Annotated in this window: 13 protein-coding genes; 8 read left to right on the top strand and 5 right to left on the bottom strand. The window is 36.6% G+C overall.

Annotated elements, in window-relative coordinates; translation table 11 throughout:
• Positions 1-144: 144 nt before the first annotated feature.
• Entirely contained in the window at positions 145-1,929 is a 1,785-nt protein-coding gene (aspS, locus tag Q4496_RS01360; protein ID WP_215973871.1) for an aspartate--tRNA ligase, read from the top strand.
• A 68-nt stretch (positions 1,930-1,997) separates the two neighbouring features.
• Positions 1,998-2,525 (top strand): crossover junction endodeoxyribonuclease RuvC, encoded by a 528-nt coding sequence (ruvC, locus tag Q4496_RS01355; RefSeq protein ID WP_215973767.1) that lies wholly within the window; start codon positions 1,998-2,000, stop codon positions 2,523-2,525.
• An 81-nt stretch (positions 2,526-2,606) separates the two neighbouring features.
• On the opposite strand, the gene Q4496_RS01350 is transcribed toward ruvC, so the two are convergent.
• Positions 2,607-3,707, bottom strand: a complete 1,101-nt coding sequence (locus Q4496_RS01350; RefSeq protein ID WP_215973872.1) for a Gfo/Idh/MocA family protein — start codon at positions 3,705-3,707, stop codon at positions 2,607-2,609.
• A 257-nt stretch (positions 3,708-3,964) separates the two neighbouring features.
• On the opposite strand from Q4496_RS01350, the gene ruvA reads away from it, so the two are divergent.
• Together ruvA and ruvB are read left to right on the top strand one after the other, a co-directional pair.
• On the top strand, positions 3,965-4,594 hold the full coding sequence (ruvA, locus tag Q4496_RS01345) for a Holliday junction branch migration protein RuvA (RefSeq protein WP_215973768.1): 630 nt from the start codon (positions 3,965-3,967) through the stop codon (positions 4,592-4,594).
• 103 nt (positions 4,595-4,697) lie between these two features.
• The gene (ruvB, locus tag Q4496_RS01340; protein WP_215973769.1) at positions 4,698-5,708 is read left to right on the top strand and encodes a Holliday junction branch migration DNA helicase RuvB; all 1,011 of its coding nucleotides are present in this window, start codon (positions 4,698-4,700) and stop codon (positions 5,706-5,708) included.
• Positions 5,709-5,790: 82 nt separating this feature from the next.
• Here the strand turns inward: ruvB and Q4496_RS01335 are convergent, their stop codons facing one another.
• On the bottom strand, positions 5,791-6,306 hold the full coding sequence (locus Q4496_RS01335) for a DUF2062 domain-containing protein (protein ID WP_215973770.1): 516 nt from the start codon (positions 6,304-6,306) through the stop codon (positions 5,791-5,793).
• 90 nt (positions 6,307-6,396) lie between these two features.
• Between Q4496_RS01335 and Q4496_RS01330 the strand changes: the two genes are divergently transcribed.
• The 4 genes from Q4496_RS01330 (at position 6,397) to Q4496_RS01315 (ending at position 12,092) form a co-directional block, all read left to right on the top strand.
• Positions 6,397-8,811 (top strand): DNA internalization-related competence protein ComEC/Rec2, encoded by a 2,415-nt coding sequence (locus Q4496_RS01330; RefSeq protein ID WP_215973771.1) that lies wholly within the window; start codon positions 6,397-6,399, stop codon positions 8,809-8,811.
• Between the two features lie 78 nt (positions 8,812-8,889).
• On the top strand, positions 8,890-10,653 hold the full coding sequence (gene msbA / locus Q4496_RS01325) for a lipid A export permease/ATP-binding protein MsbA (protein ID WP_303609806.1): 1,764 nt from the start codon (positions 8,890-8,892) through the stop codon (positions 10,651-10,653).
• Positions 10,654-10,706: 53 nt separating this feature from the next.
• Positions 10,707-11,726: a tetraacyldisaccharide 4'-kinase gene (gene lpxK, locus Q4496_RS01320; RefSeq protein WP_303609805.1), complete on the top strand. Its 1,020-nt coding sequence runs from the start codon at positions 10,707-10,709 to the stop codon at positions 11,724-11,726.
• A 159-nt stretch (positions 11,727-11,885) separates the two neighbouring features.
• Entirely contained in the window at positions 11,886-12,092 is a 207-nt protein-coding gene (locus tag Q4496_RS01315) for a Trm112 family protein (protein ID WP_215973773.1), read from the top strand.
• A gap of 129 nt (positions 12,093-12,221) precedes the next feature.
• Here the strand turns inward: Q4496_RS01315 and Q4496_RS01310 are convergent, their stop codons facing one another.
• The 3 genes from Q4496_RS01310 to nirB form a co-directional block, all read right to left on the bottom strand.
• Positions 12,222-14,906: a nitrate reductase gene (locus Q4496_RS01310; protein WP_303609804.1), complete on the bottom strand. Its 2,685-nt coding sequence runs from the start codon at positions 14,904-14,906 to the stop codon at positions 12,222-12,224.
• 102 nt (positions 14,907-15,008) lie between these two features.
• The gene (nirD, locus tag Q4496_RS01305; RefSeq protein WP_215973775.1) at positions 15,009-15,374 is read right to left on the bottom strand and encodes a nitrite reductase small subunit NirD; all 366 of its coding nucleotides are present in this window, start codon (positions 15,372-15,374) and stop codon (positions 15,009-15,011) included.
• A gap of 10 nt (positions 15,375-15,384) precedes the next feature.
• On the bottom strand, positions 15,385-17,967 hold the full coding sequence (nirB, locus tag Q4496_RS01300) for a nitrite reductase large subunit NirB (protein ID WP_215973776.1): 2,583 nt from the start codon (positions 17,965-17,967) through the stop codon (positions 15,385-15,387).
• Positions 17,968-18,066 lie beyond the last annotated feature (99 nt).

Here is an 18,066-nt window from a genome sequence, read left to right as displayed (position 1 = left end):
ATGAAATAATCACTCTGAGTTAGGGTGACTTTACTATTCATTGCTTTATAATATCCGGCATTTATAAGCTTGCACTAAGTTATTCATGGGTTGTTCATGATGTACCTGCAAGCAGTAGTTTCTATTATTATCAAGGCAAAAACTATGCGTAGTCTTTATTGTGGTGAGGTTAATGAATCTCATATTGGTCAAGAAGTCACTCTTTGTGGCTGGGTAAACCGTCGTCGTGACTTAGGTGCTGTTATCTTTTTAGATCTTCGTGATCGTGAAGGATTAGTGCAGGTAGTTTATGATCCAGATTTACCTGAAGTACTTGCCACGGCAAACACTTTACGTAATGAATTTTGTGTTCAGTTAAAAGGTAAAGTAAGAGCACGCCCAGAAGGTCAAGTAAATAAAGACATGAAAACGGGTGCTATTGAAGTATTAGGTTTAGAGTTAACGATTTTAAATAAGTCAGCGCCATTACCATTAGACTCAAATCAAACAAACTCAGAAGAGCAACGTTTAAAGTACCGCTATCTTGATTTACGTCGTGTTGAAATGACAGAGCGACTTCGTTTTCGTGCAAAAGTAACGTCAAAAGTACGTAGTTCATTAGAAAATTTAGGCTTTTTAGATATAGAAACACCTATTTTAACGGCGGCAACACCTGAAGGTGCGCGTGATTATTTAGTACCAAGTCGTACTCATAAAGGTAAGTTTTTTGCTTTACCACAATCACCACAATTATTTAAACAATTGTTAATGATGTCTGGCATGGAACGTTATTATCAAATCGTTAAGTGTTTCCGTGATGAAGATTTACGTGCTGATAGACAACCTGAATTTACGCAAATAGATATTGAAACGTCATTTATGTCGAGTGATCAGGTGATGGAAGTCACTGAAACAATGATCCGTGAACTATTTAAAGAAATGCTTGATGTTGATTTAGGTGATTTTCCTCGTATGCCATTTTCTGAAGCAATGGCACGTTATGGTTCAGATAAACCAGATTTACGAAATCCATTAGAGCTAGTTGATGTTGATGATTTAGTCAAAGATGTTGAGTTTAAAGTGTTTTCAGGCCCTGCAAATGATGAAAATGGTCGTGTAGCTGTTATTTGTGTTCCTGGTGGAGCGGCGAAGTTTTCAAGAAAAGGCATTGATGATCTTACTAAGTTTGTTGGTATTTATGGCGCTAAAGGTATGCCATGGATGAAAGTAAATGATATTGATGCTGCCTTATCCACGGGTGTTGAAGGTTTACAATCACCAATATTAAAATTCTTATCAGCGGATGCCGCAAAAGCATTACTTGAACGTACTAAAGCGGCGACAGGTGATATTATTTTCTTTGGTGCAGATACTTATAGTGTAGTAAGTGAATCACTTGGTGCATTACGTCTTAAAATCGGTGAAGATTTAGATTTATTAGAAGGTGAATGGAAACCATTATGGGTTGTTGACTTCCCTATGTTTGAAGAAATAGATGGTCGTATGCATGCGCTCCATCATCCATTTACTGCACCAACGAATTTAACACCTGAGCAACTTGAAGCTAATCCATTAGGTGCTTTATCTGATGCTTACGACATGGTTCTAAATGGTTGTGAATTAGGTGGTGGTTCAGTACGTATCCATAAGCAAGATATGCAGTCAGCTGCTTTTAGAATTTTAGGTATTGATGAAGCTGAAGCACAAGAAAAGTTTGGCTTCTTACTTGAAGCGCTACAATATGGTGCTCCACCTCATGCCGGTCTTGCTTTTGGTCTTGATCGTTTAGTGATGTTAATGACTGGCACAACTTCAATTCGTGAAGTAATGGCGTTCCCTAAAACGACTACTGCGGCTTGTCCATTAACTAATGCGCCTGGTAATGCTAATCCTGATCAGTTAGCTGAGTTAGGTATCCAAAAGCTTGAAAAGAGTAGTGATGACGAATAAATAGTATTGAGTAGCGATTGCCAGTTATACTGGCGGTCGTTCTTATAACTAATGATTCGTTATTTACTATGTCAATAATCCTCGGTATTGATCCCGGTTCGCGCTTTACAGGCTACGGTGTTATTAATTATGAAGGACGCAGCTTTACCTATCTTGGTAGTGGTTGTATTAAAGCGCTTAGTCAAGGTGAAGATCTTGGCTCACGCTTACAAACTATTTTTGCGGGCGTTTCTGAAATAATTCTTCAATTTAAGCCTGATATGTTCGCAATTGAACAAGTCTTTATGGCAAAAAACCCAGACTCTGCACTTAAATTAGGACAAGCTCGTGGGGCTGCTATCGTTGCAGCAACTAATCATGATTTATTGATTGCTGAATACTCCGCAAGGCAAATTAAGCAGGCTGTTGTTGGCACAGGAGCTGCCGATAAAAGCCAAGTGCAACATATGGTCAAAACTATTCTTAGGTTACCTGGCACACCACAAGCCGATGCAGCCGATGCATTAGCCGTGGCATTATGCCATGCTAATAGCCATGAAAGCTTAGCAAAACTCACCGGACAAGCACAAAAGACAGTGAGAAGAAGATTAAGATAATACTTAACTAATACTAATGCCAAATTTAGTTAAGTTTAGTTAAGTTAAATTAATTCCATTAGTTTAAATAAACTAATGGAATTAATCATTAGGGTAAATAACCCCTATTTTCTTTCGTGCTTGGTCAATAATTGATATTACCTGTCTGCTTAATTCCCAGGTGGTTACTGGTGATTGTAAAGCGTCAATATTTACTGTTTTCACTGGTTTATTTAGGTGTTTATGTGCTTGAACTAATTCAATAAAATGTGATATTTCATAACTCATTGGTTGATGATTTTCAATTACACCTTTATCTGAATTTGTGCCTTTATTCATGCTGAGTAACTCATAACTGCCATTATTCAAAAACAGTTCAACTTTACTCATTAATGCAACAAATTCAATTCTTAATCGACCTAATTCGCCTTGAAATTCTACAAAGTTTTCACCATTACTTATTTTTGAATAGCTGATATTAGCGATCTTATCTCCATAATTTAGTTGTAAATCACCAGCACCGTCTACTCCTGTTTCGAGTTTTACGCCTTGGGCAGAAATAGTGTCAGGCTCGCCCCATAAAGCGACAACAGGATAAAGTGGGTATATACCAATATCAATTAATGCGCCGTTGGCAAACTCGGGTAAAAAAGTATTCGGTATTTGACTTGGTTTATCTGGCGTTAATTTATTTTTTGCTAAAGAGTCGAGCGCTAGGGAGTATCTTGAACTGTATTGGCAATATTGGCCAAAATATTTACGCGGCTTTCCAATACGATAAATATGCTGTTTGACCAATGAAAAGTTTGGTAGATGTAAGCTCATTAATGCTTCCATAAAACAGCAGTTATTTTCTATTGCGGCAGATAATATCTCACTCAATTCTTTACTATTTGAAGCACTCGGTTTTTCACCTAATACATGTTTTCCTGCATTCAAACATTGAATCGCCTGCTTGGCATGAAAGCTATTTGGAGACGCAATATATACGGCATCAATATTATCATCATCAAGCATTACTGCTAAATCAGTAAATACTTTTACTTTTTTACCATCATTTATATAATCATACTGTAAGGCTTTCGCTTCACCTGTAGCTTGTTGACGAGAATATATGGCGTAAAAATTAAAGTCTTCCACTTCTGTTGCTGCAGTTAAGAAAGTATCTACAATAAAATTACTGCCAATAATAGCCATGTTTATTTTTCTGTTGGGTAAAGAAGTCTTTTTCATAATGTATTTGTATGCTTAATACTTGTTGGTAAATAATTGATTTTTAGTAACTGCTCGTTTAGTTAAACGATAAGGAAAAATTGTATTCACTGTATTTTGGTTCTTCACAGTCTAAACTATCAGAAAATATAAACTAACTAAAATATTATCAGAATTAAAATAGTTTACTGTATAAATATCTAGTGGTATGATTTTGTCATATTAATTATTTTCTTTAGGTTTATCTTGTGATTGGTCGTTTATCTGGTACTTTAGTTGAAAAATTCCCCCCCGAAATTCTCATTGAGTGTGCAGGTGTTGGTTACGAAGTAACTATGCCAATGACAAGTATTTATGCACTACCTGAATTGCATGAGCAAGTGATTATCTACACTCATTTTGTTGTTCGTGAAGATGCACAATTATTGTATGGTTTCGCTAATACGACGGAACGAAAGCTTTTTCGGTTATTAATTAAAGTGAATGGTGTTGGCCCTAAATTAGCCTTAGCGGTATTATCAGCAATGTCAGCTGATCAATTTGTGAGTTATGTTGCCCATGATGATGTCTCTGGTATTGTTAAAATTCCTGGGGTCGGTAAAAAAACAGCTGAACGTTTGTTAATTGAAATGCGAGATCGCTTAAAGGACTGGCAAGTCACTTCGTTAACACCAGCAACGGATGCAATGCCAGTACAATTGACCACCGAAAATACTTTTGTGAATGATCCCTTCCGTAATAATAAAGGTGACGCGATTAATGCTCTTATTTCATTAGGTTATAAACAAGTACAAGCAGATAAAGCTGTTAAAGCTGTTTATAATGAAGGTATGTCGAGCGAGGATATTATACGCCTTTCTTTAAAATCGATGTTGTAAATACTCATACTGCCACTGTACTCTCCTAAAGCAGAACCTTTACTAACATAAATAATATTAATTATTGCAACGCAAAGCGTGTCGGTAATCATAGGAAATAAAAATGATAGAAGCAGATCGTTTAATTGAGCCTGTCGCAAGTATTGAAGATGAAGGTGTTGATCGTGCCATTCGTCCTAAAATGCTCACTGACTATACTGGGCAAGCTCATGTTAAAGCACAAATGGAAATTTTTATTCCTGCGGCTAAAAAACGCGAAGAGCCCCTAGATCATTTACTTATTTTTGGGCCTCCAGGTCTAGGTAAAACAACCTTAGCCAATATTGTTGCTAATGAAATGGGCGTTAATATTCGAACCACTTCTGGCCCTGTGTTAGAAAAGGCAGGCGATTTAGCGGCACTGTTAACCAATTTAGAAGAAAATGATATTCTTTTTATTGATGAAATCCATCGGTTAAGCCCTGTAGTTGAGGAAATACTTTATCCTGCAATGGAAGATTATCAACTTGATATCATGATTGGGGAAGGGCCTGCTGCTCGTTCTATAAAATTAGATTTACCGCCTTTTACTTTAATTGGTGCTACCACTAGAGCTGGTGCGTTAACATCGCCACTAAGAGATAGATTTGGTATTGTGCAACGTTTAGAGTTTTACAATGTTGAAGATTTAACCAGTATTGTTAAACGTTCAGCACATTTTCTAAATTTAGATATTGATGAGCTAGGGGCTTTTGAAGTTGCACGCCGCTCTCGAGGTACACCTCGTATCGCTAACCGATTGTTACGTCGTGTACGGGACTATGCTGATATTAAAACTCATGGTCTAGTGAATCAAGAAACCGCGGCATCAGCTCTTGATATGTTAGAAGTTGATAATGAAGGGTTTGACATTATGGACAGAAAGCTACTACATGCGATTATTGACAAATTTATGGGAGGGCCTGTTGGACTTGATAATGTGGCTGCTGCTATTGGTGAAGAGCGCGAAACCATAGAAGATGTTCTTGAGCCATTTTTGATTCAACAAGGCTTCTTACAGCGTACACCTCGTGGCAGAATTGCTACCGATAGGGCATATCAGCATTTTTCAATCACGCGACCAGAGCCGAAGTAAATTGTTCGTTATCTCGTTAATAATTTGATTTTATCTAGCGCCATCGTAACCCTAATTGATTTAGGATTACGATGTTTTTGAGTTATTTTTCATTCTTGCTACGTTTTTTCCATGCTTTAACCGCACTGTAACGCCATAAGAGTTGCATACCAAAATAGCCTAACACAGAAAAAATTATGGCTAATACGCCACAGCCCAATAAAAATGCAGGACCTATTGATGATAAACTATCTGCTATCCATTGCCAGTTTGCTTCAAACTTAAAATCATGAACAGGAGCGCTTATTAACCATGCGCCGACAGAATAGCAAAAATAAAAGATTGCAGGCATGGTGAACGGGTTTGTTAACCAAACTAAAGCAACTGAAAGTGGTAAATTTGAATGTACCATAATGGCTGTACCTGCAGCTAACACCATTTGAAAAGGTACTGGAATAAAAGCGAAAAACAGCCCAACAGCAAAAGCTTTTGCTACTGAATGACGGTTCATATGCCATAAGTTAGGATTGTGCAATAAAGCACCAAAGATTCTTAAGTGTTTATTGTCTTTGATACGCTGATTGTCTGGCATTATGCGCTTAATTAGTTTTTTTGGCATATACTTACTATTAGATTCAAGTTTTTATCGTCGATTATTCGTTAATACATTGATTACACAGCAATTGATACAGGAAGTATTTTATTCACTATGGACTGGTGGTTAGCGTGTTTTTTTCTGGGTGCTATATTCTCATTATTCTCACCAATAGTGCCAGATATTTTTGTGCTATTTTCACTTATATTTATATCTATTACCTTTTTTTATTACTCTTCACGTATTAATCCTTCTTTTAAACCCTTTCGACTAAGCTCAGGTTTACTCTTTGGTGCAAGCTGGATGTTATTTCATGCCGTAAATTTTCAACAATTATGGCAAAAAAATAATTTAGATGCTTTAGCTTTATCGAGTACAACACAGTGGGTACAAGGAGATATTCTCACTTTACATTCACCTCTAAGGGAGCTGCCAGATCCTTTAAGTAAAAAGTTGTCACCTGAAAATCGCATACGGTTTAATATTAACGTAACTCACATTAATAATAACCAATTAACCAACGCATTAAAACTCAGGTTAAGTTGGAATAATGCAACGTTATCTTTACAACAAGGTCAAATAGTTAGCTTGCAGGTTAAATTTAAGCCAGCGCATGGTTTAGCTAATTTAGGAAGTTTTAGTTATCAGACATGGCTTAATAGTAAACAAATAAGTGCGACAGGTTATGTTGTCAATAATAAAGACAACAGGGTACTTATAGATGAAGTCTCTGTACGGCAGCAAAGTTTTAGTTCTTATCAACAGTTATTACCAAAACATGATTTGTCTCCTTTATTACTAGCATTAGGTTTTGGCTCTCGTACTGAGTTAAGTCAAGCGTTATGGCAGGTTTTACAAGCAACAGGCACAGGGCACCTTATTGCTATTTCAGGTTTACATATTGGATTGGTAGCAACAGGAATATTCTTTTTATTCATGTTTTTAATGAAAAACCTACCACTGAGATTCTTTGTCAATAGTCACAAGATTCAAAGAATAAACAGTCGCTATTTGGCTATTGCTTTAAGTATGGTGGCAGCGCTAAGTTATGGCTACTTGGCTGGTTTTTCGTTACCAACAGTTCGAGCACTTGTCATGCTTAGTCTTTATTGGTGCTCAAGACTATTAGGTATAAAAGTATCTATCAAACGTTGGTTATTACTTACTTTGTTTATGATCACTTTAACAACGCCTTTTAGTTTATTTACCGCAAGTTTTTGGTTATCAGTGTATGCCGTTATTATTATTTTTATCACATTGTGGCGTTTTAAAAGTTTATTATCATCAGGCAATAAATTGTGGTTATTTATCAAAGGACTGGTGGTTATTCAGTTAAGTTTAACCTTATTTTTAATGCCTATTAGTGCCATATTTTTTCAACAAATATCCCTTGTTGCTTTATTAGCCAATATTATTGCAGTGCCCTGGATGAGTGTTATCGTTATTCCTTTGTGCTTATTATCAGTGCTTGTTATGTTGATTTCGCCAGAATTATCTCAGGTTGTAATATTTATCTGTTTAGAGTCAATAATGCTTCTTTGGCACTATTTGACTTATTTATCAAATGTCTCGTGGGCGATAATTAGGTTATCAAGTTTTGATGTTAGCTTGATCGTTTTGTTTGGAATATTAAGTGTATTTTTAATATTTTTTCAAGCAACAATAAAACTTCCTTCTAAAGCTATGAGCATCACGTTGATGTGCGCTATCTTCTTCTTACTCATGTTAAAAGTGAGTGATAAATCAGATGATGGCCTTAATAATTGGCAATTAGTTGTATTTGATGTTGGTCAAGGTTTATCAATATTAGTGAAACGTGATGATAATGCTATTTTATACGATACGGGTGCAGCATATAAAAGTGGTTTTAATATGGTTGATGCTGTGATTTTACCGTATTTGCAATACTCAGGAATTACTCAGTTAGATAAAGTGATTATCAGCCACAGCGATAACGATCATGCTGGCGGGTTAGCAATTTTAAAGCAGTCAATTGCAATTAAAGAGCTTATTTATAACGTTGACAGTGAAAGTGGTAACGCTCATAAAAACAGTCACTGCATACAAGGACGAGAATTTTATTGGCAAAAGGTAAAGTTTGAATTTTTATGGCCTGATAGCTTAGTTGGCGATAATAACGATGATTCTTGCGTGTTACTTATTTCAGATAAAAATAACCGAGTTTTATTAACAGGTGATATCTCTAGAAAAGTTGAACGTAAACTTGTTGAACAGTATCCACAATTACAGGCTGAGGTGTTAGTTGTACCTCATCATGGATCGAAAACTTCATCAAGCGATGCTTTTATTAGTCATGTTAACCCTAAGCTTGCTATTGTCAGTGCTGGATATTTAAATCGTTGGCGTATGCCTGTTACTGAGGTTGTAGAACGATATCAGTCAAACAATATTGAAATGCTTAATAGTGCTACTTCGGGACAAATCGTTTTAGATTTATCAGAAAAGGGTATTACTCAATATACTTATCACGAGGATTTATGGCCGTTTTGGTTTGCAAATTCGCTTTGATTAGTTGGTTGTTGACTTAAACTACGTTAAAATCAGCTCATTATAATATCCTTCAGATATAGTGAAATAACTTCTCCCATGGAAAATTCAACAAACGGCACAACAAGGCAAAACTTCAAGCGTCTTTTTGGTTATGCTAAACCTTATAAACTTGGTTTTATTGTATCTATTATTGGTATGTTAGGTTACGCAGCTATCGATGTTTACTTTTTGTCAAAGTTACAAGCGTTAATTGATGAAGGACTTGCTGGCAGTAATCCTGATTTTATGAAATGGGCGCCTGTTTTTGTTGTGGCAGCCTTTGTTTTTCGCGGAATTTTTCACTTTGTTGCTAATTACTGCTTAGCTTGGGTAGGAAATAATGTGGTCACCGATCTTAAGCAAAGCTTGTTTGAGCATATCATGGGAATGCCGGTGGCTTTTCATGATAAGGAGTCAACCGGAGGGTTAATTTCTAAATTAACCTATGACACCGAGCAAGTTTTGAATTCTGTGAGTAAATCTATCTTGGTTATTGTGCAACAAAGTGCGTTTGTTCTAGGATTACTAGGGTTAATGTTTTATATCAGCTGGCAACTTTCGGCTATTTTTATACTGATCACGCCAATTATTACTATTATTGTTAATTTAGTCTCTAAACGTTTCCGTAAAATAAGTAAAAATATCCAAGGTGCGATGGGGGAAGTGACGACGGCAGCAGAGCAAACTTTTAATGGCCATAAAGTTGTATTAACTTTTGGTGGTCAAGCAGAAGAATTTAAGCGATTTCAGCAGATAAATGACCAAAATCGATATCAGCGTATGAAATTAGTCGCGGCAAAATCTGCTAGTGTGCCGGTTATCCAAATTATAGCGTCATTTGCTTTAGCTTTTGTTTTTTATGCTGTTAACTCTGAAACTTTACGTGACAGTATTTCTGCCGGTAGCTTTGTGAGTATTATTACTTACATGGTTATGTTGCTCAGACCATTAAAAATGCTAACTAATGTTAATAGTGAATTTCAACGAGGCATGGCTGCTTGTGTTAGTATTTTCTCTGTATTAGATCAAGAAAAAGAAAAGGATACTGGTAGTAAACATTTAACTAAAGCACAGGGTAAAATTGCTTTTAAGTCGGTTAATTTTGCTTATGATTTTGATAAAAATGCACTTACTCCAGCTAAGTGGGCGCTTGAAAATGTCTCATTTGAACTAGATACCGGTGAAACCTTAGCGTTAGTAGGGCGATCTGGTAGTGGTAAATCAACAGCGAGTGCACTGTTATTACGTTTTTATGATGCTAGTGAAGGTGAAATACTTATCGATGGTGTGAATATTGAAGAATATTATTTAAACGACTTACGACAACAATTTGCCTATGTTTCACAAGATGTTGTGTTATTTAATGACAGTTTGGCTAACAATATTGCCTACGGGAAACCTGAGGCAAGTATCGATGAGATTATCGCTGCAGCGAAAAGTGCTCACGTGATGGAGTTTGCTGAGAAGATGGAGCAAGGTTTACAAACCAATATTGGTGAGAATGGTGCTTTGTTATCTGGAGGTCAAAGGCAGCGTGTGGCTATTGCCCGAGCTTTATTATGTGATGCGCCCTTTTTAATTTTAGATGAAGCAACCAGTGCTTTAGATACTGAATCTGAACGTCATATTCAGGATGCGTTGCAAACATTACAAAAAAATAGAACCTCTATTGTTATTGCTCATCGATTATCAACCATTGAAAATGCAGATAAAATTATTGTAATGGAACAAGGAAAAATCGTTGAGCAAGGTAATCACCAAAGTTTACTTGGTAAAGAAGGTGCATATGCACAATTACATCGTTTTCAATTTGAATCGTAAAGTGATGCTATTTTTTTGTGCTATCAGTGCTCAATTTGAAGAGTGGAGTTAGTGTGCGACTAATTGAAAAAGTATGGTTTAAAAAACACTCTGCAAAATATTGGCTTGTCCCTTTATTATTACCACTCACTGGATTATTTTATTTAATAAGTTTAGTAAGGCGAGTCGCTTTTCGTTTTGGTTTATTAAAATCGTATAAAGTTGACGTTCCTGTTATTGTTGTGGGTAATATTAGCGTAGGTGGCAATGGGAAAACTCCTGTTGTTATACACTTAGTTGAACTTGCGAAAGTGTTAGGATTAAAGCCTGGTGTTATCTCTCGTGGTTATGGCAGTCAAGCTGACGTTTATCCTTATTTATTGGATGAAAATAGCACGAGTTATCAAGCAGGTGACGAACCGCTTTTAATTTATCAACGTTGTAATATTCCGGTTGTTATCGGCGCTGATCGTGTTGCTAATGCAGAAAAGTTAATTGAGCAAGGGTGTAATATTGTCATCAGTGATGATGGTTTACAGCATTATCGATTAAAACGTGATTTAGAGTTGGTAATTATTGATGCCAAGCGTCTTTTTGGTAATGGCTTACTGTTGCCTGCTGGTCCTTTACGAGAAGGACTTTGGCGCATACAAGACGCTGACTTGATTATTTACAATGGTAATAACTCAGACCATACCGAACAGTTAGTGAATAAGTCTTTATTTATGGCATTAGCTGGCTGTGAATTAATTCAGGTAACAACAGGTGAAAAAATGTTGTTACCTGATTTTATTCAGCAATGGCAAGTTGTTAATGCCATTGCTGGCATTGGCGAACCGCAGCGTTTTTTTGATACGTTACAAACGCTAGGGTTTAATTTAGCAATAGAGCAAGGCTTTATCGACCATAAAAACTTTTCTGTTGATGATTTTGTTGAATTTAAAGCCGATTTACCGCTATTAATGACAGAGAAAGATGCGGTAAAATGTCGAACCTTCGCACAAGAAAACTGGTGGTATTTACCTGTTAGTGCCCAGTTTTCAGAGCAAGACAAAGAAGTATTAATTCAGGCTATAAGTAGCTTTAAAGTATAAAGTTTTTTTAAGTAAAGTGACGATAGTGACGAGTTAAACTATTAAGCTAATTATTAGTTTAGTTATAAAATTAGCTAGTAACTAATTAGTTAATTTAATTACCAAGGTAGAAGTGAACTGATTCTACTTAAAGATATAACCAATGAAGAGAATGAAATTATGGCTTTTGATGTAAAGTTAATGGAAATATTAGCGTGCCCTGTGTGTAAAGGGAAGCTTGATTATAATAAAGAGCAGCAAGAGCTTATTTGTAAATTTGATAAATTAGCTTATGCCATTGAGCAAGATATTCCTGTTTTGCTGGAAAGTGAAGCGCGCCGAATTAGTCTAGATGATGCTACTAGCCCGTTAGAAGCCACGGAATAGTCAACTAAAGTATGAGTGTATAGCGTACTAGTAACCATAATAGAAGTAATATAGCTAACCAGCTTTAACCTGACGTGGACAAATCATTTTTTAAAACTAATTGTTATTTGGCACGTGATTGAAACCTGCTTAAAGCATGGTTAACACTATTTCTTCTTTATTTTCCTGATGTTCACCAAGCAACACACCTAATTCTGACTTACAAGAGCCACAGTTAGTACCGCACTTTAATCTATCGCCTAACTGGCTAATTGAATGACACCCCGACTTTATTGCGTTAATAACTTCTTTTTCTCCAATATTAAAACAGCTACATATTTGTCGACCTTTAGCAAAACTCTCATTTGCTCTACCAGACAATAATGATTGAATATCGCTCTCAGGTAAATTATTTTGACTAAAAACATGTTCAAGCCATGCGTTTTCTATTGTTGGGGTTGCTGCTGCACAGTAACATAAAAAAACTAACTTACCTGCTTGTAAGCAAATGACATAATAGGTATTTTCTTTTGTGAATTGCATCCATTCACCTGAGATGCAGCTAGTAGTTTGACACCAATTTAACATATCTGTTTCAATGTGCGTATTGGCAAATTCAAAGCGCATACCATAACTGGTTTTGGCTTTAGTCCAAAATTCGTTATTAACTTGTGTTTGAACAATAAAGTCTTTATCAACATGTAGTTGACCAAATTGCTTAAAAGAAGTTTTATTTAAAGTAATTGCCCCATGTTTACTTTCAGGTTGACCAGAAATAGGGTCGGCAATACTTGCGTATAAATTACTGACGTTCGCGCTAGAAGCAAACTGTTCATTCCAATGAATAGGCATGAAGCATTCTTTGCTGCGTTGGCTTTTATCTAATTTTACATGAACAGTTACTTGGCCAGTATTTGATAAAACATTAACTATTTCATCATCAACTATGTGTAACTGTGCGGCATCTTCTGGATTAATGTAAAGATAACACTTGTCTGTGTGGGCGGTAAGTTGTGATGCTTTACCAGTACGCGACATAGTGTGCCACTGATCTCTTAAACGACCGCTATTTAACCTAAAGGGATATTTAGCCGATTTTTTTTGTGTTGGTGCTTGCGGAGTAATAGGAAAAAAAATTGCTTTGCCAGACGGTGTAGAAAACTTACCATCTTCGAAAACACGTTTTTTTCCTTCAGGGTAAGTGTCATTAACCGGCCATTGTACGGGTTTTAAATGATTATACTGTGCTGTTGTAATGGCTGAAAAAGCTGAAATATCAAATATCCGCTCACCATTATTTTCAAAACCAGATAATTGAGAAAACTCTCGAAAAACGTCACTTACATGTGAGTATTTAAAGCCTGAATACCCCATAGCAGTCGCTACGTCTGCAATAATTTCCCAGTCGTGTTTTGCTTGTCCGTTAGGTGCTATCGCATTAGTTTGACGCGAAATACGACGCTCTGAGTTGGTGACAGTACCATTTTTTTCTAACCAAGGGGTTGCCGGTAATTTTACATCGGCAAAGTCTAAAGTATCATTGCTTTCAACACAGTCAGAAACGACAACAAATTCACATTTAGTTAATGCTTGAGCTATTTTTTTACGATCAGGCAAGCTCACTAATGGGTTCGTCGCCATAATCCAGACAGCTTTTATTTTCCCTCCATTGATGGCGTCAAATAATTCAACGGCTTTATAGCCGGCCTTATCAGCCATAGTTGGTGATTGCCAAAAGCGCTGAACCGTAGAGCGATGCTTGGGGTTTTCGATGTCCATATGTGATGTTAACTGATTCGATAAGCCGCCAACTTCTCTACCGCCCATAGCGTTAGGCTGTCCCGTTATTGAAAAGGGCCCACAACCATCTTTAGCTATTTTACCAGTAGCTAAGTGGCAATTTATAATACTATGGCATTTATCCACGCCTGAGCTTGATTGATTTATGCCCATTGAGTAAAAGGTAATTGCTTTTTCAGTCATTAAAAATAGTTGGTACACACGTTCAACATCTTGTTGATCAATATCGCAATAAGTTGCGACTTTCTCTATTGACCAGTAACTAGCTTCTATTAATGCGGCTTCGAAACCTTGAGTATTATTGTTGATATAGTTGCTATCTAATCCTTTATTGTTAGCTAAATAATTTAGTAGGCCATTAAAAAATGCTGCATCACTACCGGGTTTTAACGGTAAAAAATAATCAGCTATTTGACAGGTTGCTGTTTTACGGGGGTCAATAACAACCACCTTCATTTTCGGATTACGTTTTTTAGCTCTTTCAATACGCTGAAATAAAACAGGATGTGTCCAAGCTGCATTTGATCCTGTAATTAATAAAAGCTCAGTCGTGTCTAAATCATCATAACTACAAGGAACAACATCTTCGCCAAAACTACGTTTATAAGCGGCTACCGCTGATGACATACAAAGGCGTGAATTAGTATCAATGTTGGCTGAGCCTATATAACCTTTCATTAACTTATTAGCGAGGTAATAATCTTCAGTGAGGATTTGTCCAGAAACATAAAAAGCAACTGAGTCAGGGCCATGCTTTTTAATAATTTGTGAAAACTTTTCAGCTACATGGTTTGTTGCTATGGACCAATTAACCGCTTGGTTATTTATTTGTGGCTCAAGTAAGCGATTAGTTAAGTCAGTCGTTTTTAATAAATTGGTTCCTTTAACACATAGTTTACCAAAGTTAGCTGGATGCTCTAGTGTACCAACGACAGCATTAGCTTCATTATTTTCAACCGTAATATCAATACCGCAACCCACACCACAGTAAGCACAAGTAGATTGAACAATATGTGACGATTGAGAACAACTCATAAAATTTACCTTTTCAACAACAGAGAGTAATACTCAGTACTACAAGGTTTATAACGCGTGTACTGAGTTTGTTTGCATATATTTAATAGTCAGCTGACATCATTAGACAAAAAGCTGTACTTGGTCTTCAATAATTCTTACGGGGAATACATCAATACTTATTTCTTCTTGTAAGCATTTTCCTGTGGTTAAACAATAATGTTGTTTATACAAAGGTGAGGAGACAACAATATCGTCACCGACATTACCAACAATACCTCTATACAGCACATTAGCGTCACCAATAGGGTCATAATTGTCTACGGCATATACTTTTTTTTCTGTATTAGGTAAGTGAAAAATAGCGATTTGCTTCTCTGTTAAGCCTTGTTCTACTAAAGCACAAACACCAGAATCTTTAACTAAGTCGCTTGTTTTACATACTGTTAGCCAGTCTTTATTTTTTACCGATATATTTTGCTCTGACATGATTAATTCCTTAGGCTTCTTCAGCAATTTTCTTGATTTTTTCTTCAATTAACACTTTTGTTGCTTTCTCATCTTTAGTCGCAGGGCGTATTTGGTCGCGCTCTTGCACAAAAATGATATTACTATCGGGTTTAGATGAGTTAACAAAAGGTCTAAAACGTTTTAATGCTTCTGGGTCTTCTAGCGTTGTTTTCCATTCACATTGGTAGGTATCAACAATTAATGACATTTGTTGTTCTAAGCTCTCAGATAATTCAAGGCTATCTTCTATAATAACTTGCTTTAAATAATCTAAACCGCCTTCCATGTTATCCATCCAGACCGAGGTTCTTTGTAAACGATCAGCGGTACGCACATAAAACATCAAAATACAGTCTATGTATTTAACTAAAGTTTCATCATCTAGGTCGATAGCGAATAGGTCACCATGTCGAGGTTTCATGCCGCCATTGCCACAAACGTATAAGTTCCACCCTTTGTCTGTTGCTATAATGCCTATATCTTTACTTTGTGCTTCTGCACATTCGCGAGTACAACCAGATACACCAAATTTTATTTTATGTGGCGCTCGTAAGCCTTTGTAACGATTCTCTAAATATATTGCCATTGCGGTTGAATCTTGCACACCGAATCGACACCAGGTCGAGCCAACGCAAGATTTAACAGTTCGAAGTGATTTACCGTAGGCGTGACCTGTTTCAAAACCGGCATCGATAAGCTCTTGCCAAATAGGCGGTAGCTCTTCAACACGTGCGCCAAATAGATCAACACGTTGGCCACCGGTTATTTTGGTATACAGGTTATATTTCTTCGCAACTTGACCTAAAACTATTAATTTATCGGGAGTAATTTCGCCACCAGCGACGCGTGGTACAACGGAATAAGTCCCATCTTTTTGCATATTGCCAAGGTAAGTATCATTAGTATCTTGTAGTGATAAGTGTGGCTTTTTAAGAATATAGTCATTCCATACTGAGGCTAATATAGAGCCAGTAAGAGGTTTACAAACCTCGCAGCCATGTCCTTTACCATGCGAAGATAGAAGTTCATCAAAGGTTTTTATTTCTTCGACGGTAATAATGTCAAAAATTTCACGACGTGAATAAGCAAAATGCTCACAAATATCCTTTTTAACTTCAACACCACGATTTTCAAATTCTGCGTCAGCAACATTTTTTAATAAAGCAGCACAACCACCACAACCAGTACTGGCTTTAGTACAGGTTTTTACATCACCGACGGTACATGCACCTTGATCTATTGAGGCAATAATATCGCCCTTAGTGACGTTATGGCATGAACAAATCATCGCGGTATCAGGTAATGCATCTGCACCTAATGTTGGTTTTTCACCTGAAGAAGGGAGTATTAATGCTTCTGGTGATTCAGGTAAATCAATACCGTTAAGCATGTATTGTAGTAACGAGTCATATTCACTAGTATCACCAATTAATACGGCACCAAGCATTTTACTTTTATCACTTGAAACAACGATTTTTTTGTAAACGCCTTCAGGTTGGTTTTCATAAGTATAAGTTAATGCGCCTGATGTTTTTGCATGTGCATCACCTATTGAGCCTACTTCAACGCCCATCAGTTTTAATTTGGTACTCATATCTGCACCAGTAAACGACTCATGTTCACCAATAACATGTTTTGCAGCTACTTTGGCCATGCTGTAACCAGGGGCAACTAACCCGAAGATAAAGTTGTTCCAAAGTGCACATTCACCAATAGCGTATATATCTTTATCAGACGTTTGGCATTGGTTATTAATAACAATACCGCCACGTTCACCTAATTCTAAATCGAAAGTTCGCGCAAGGTTATCGTAGGGACGAATACCTGCTGAGAATAAAATAAGGTCAGTTTCTAGAGTGGTATTATCATTAAAACAGAGTTTATAACGGCACGTTTCACCATCTTCGATAACATTTGTTGCTTTTGAGGTATGAACTTCTACACCCAAAGCTTCAATTTTTTCTTTTAGTAACCGACCACCACCAGCATCAATTTGAACCCCCATTAATTGTGGTGCAAATTCAACAACATGTGTTTTTAAACCTAGGTGGGTTAGGGCGTTTGCTGCTTCAAGGCCAAGTAAACCACCACCAATGACAACTCCAACTTTACTGACATTGGCACTGGCTTGAATTTCATCAAGATCATCGATAGTTCGATACACTAAACAATGGTCGCGATCTTTTCCTGGAATAGGTGGAACAAATGGATAAGAACCAGTTGCTAAAATAAGTTTGTCATAATTGATTATTTGGCCATTTTCTGTGACAACATTCTTATTGACACGATCAATATCAACGACTTTTGCATTAGTTTGAAAATTAACCCCCCAATCTTGATAGGTTTTCTCATCAGTCATTGCTAAATCTTCAGCGCTTTTACCGCTAAAGTATTCTGAAAGGTGCACACGATCATAGGCTAGACGAGATTCAGCTGATAAAACGGTTATCTCTATTGCTTGCTTAGCTGTTCTCAATTGAGCTAATTGCTCAACAAAATGATGACCAACCATGCCGTTACCGACAACGACCACGCTTTGTTTTTTTATTGATTGTTGATTATTTGAGCTCATTTGGATACCTGCTTCAATATTGATATTGGTTTTATAAATTTTGTTAACTCCTCATTTAAATATCGGGAGTTAACCTTGTATATTGTTATTCGTTCAAGT

It is taken from the genome of Colwellia sp. 5_MG-2023 (assembly GCF_030547795.1).
In the GTDB taxonomy this organism is placed as follows: domain Bacteria; phylum Pseudomonadota; class Gammaproteobacteria; order Enterobacterales; family Alteromonadaceae; genus Colwellia.
The sequence above is the reverse complement of the archived record's forward strand: the minus strand, read 5'-3'. Positions and strand labels throughout refer to the sequence as shown.

What these genes read in the sequence shown, in the direction of transcription:
- aspS (WP_215973871.1), top strand. Translation starts at nt 145, where the DNA reads ATGCGTAGTCTTTATTGTGGTGAGGTTAATGAATCTCATATTGGTCAA.
- ruvC (WP_215973767.1), top strand. Translation starts at nt 1,998, where the DNA reads ATGTCAATAATCCTCGGTATTGATCCCGGTTCGCGCTTTACAGGCTAC.
- ruvB (WP_215973769.1), top strand. Translation starts at nt 4,698, where the DNA reads ATGATAGAAGCAGATCGTTTAATTGAGCCTGTCGCAAGTATTGAAGAT.
- Q4496_RS01335 (WP_215973770.1), bottom strand. Translation starts at nt 6,306, where the DNA reads ATGCCAAAAAAACTAATTAAGCGCATAATGCCAGACAATCAGCGTATC.
- Q4496_RS01330 (WP_215973771.1), top strand. Translation starts at nt 6,397, where the DNA reads ATGGACTGGTGGTTAGCGTGTTTTTTTCTGGGTGCTATATTCTCATTA.
- msbA (WP_303609806.1), top strand. Translation starts at nt 8,890, where the DNA reads ATGGAAAATTCAACAAACGGCACAACAAGGCAAAACTTCAAGCGTCTT.
- Q4496_RS01315 (WP_215973773.1), top strand. Translation starts at nt 11,886, where the DNA reads ATGGCTTTTGATGTAAAGTTAATGGAAATATTAGCGTGCCCTGTGTGT.
- Q4496_RS01310 (WP_303609804.1), bottom strand. Translation starts at nt 14,906, where the DNA reads ATGAGTTGTTCTCAATCGTCACATATTGTTCAATCTACTTGTGCTTAC.
- nirD (WP_215973775.1), bottom strand. Translation starts at nt 15,374, where the DNA reads ATGTCAGAGCAAAATATATCGGTAAAAAATAAAGACTGGCTAACAGTA.
- nirB (WP_215973776.1), bottom strand. Translation starts at nt 17,967, where the DNA reads ATGAGCTCAAATAATCAACAATCAATAAAAAAACAAAGCGTGGTCGTT.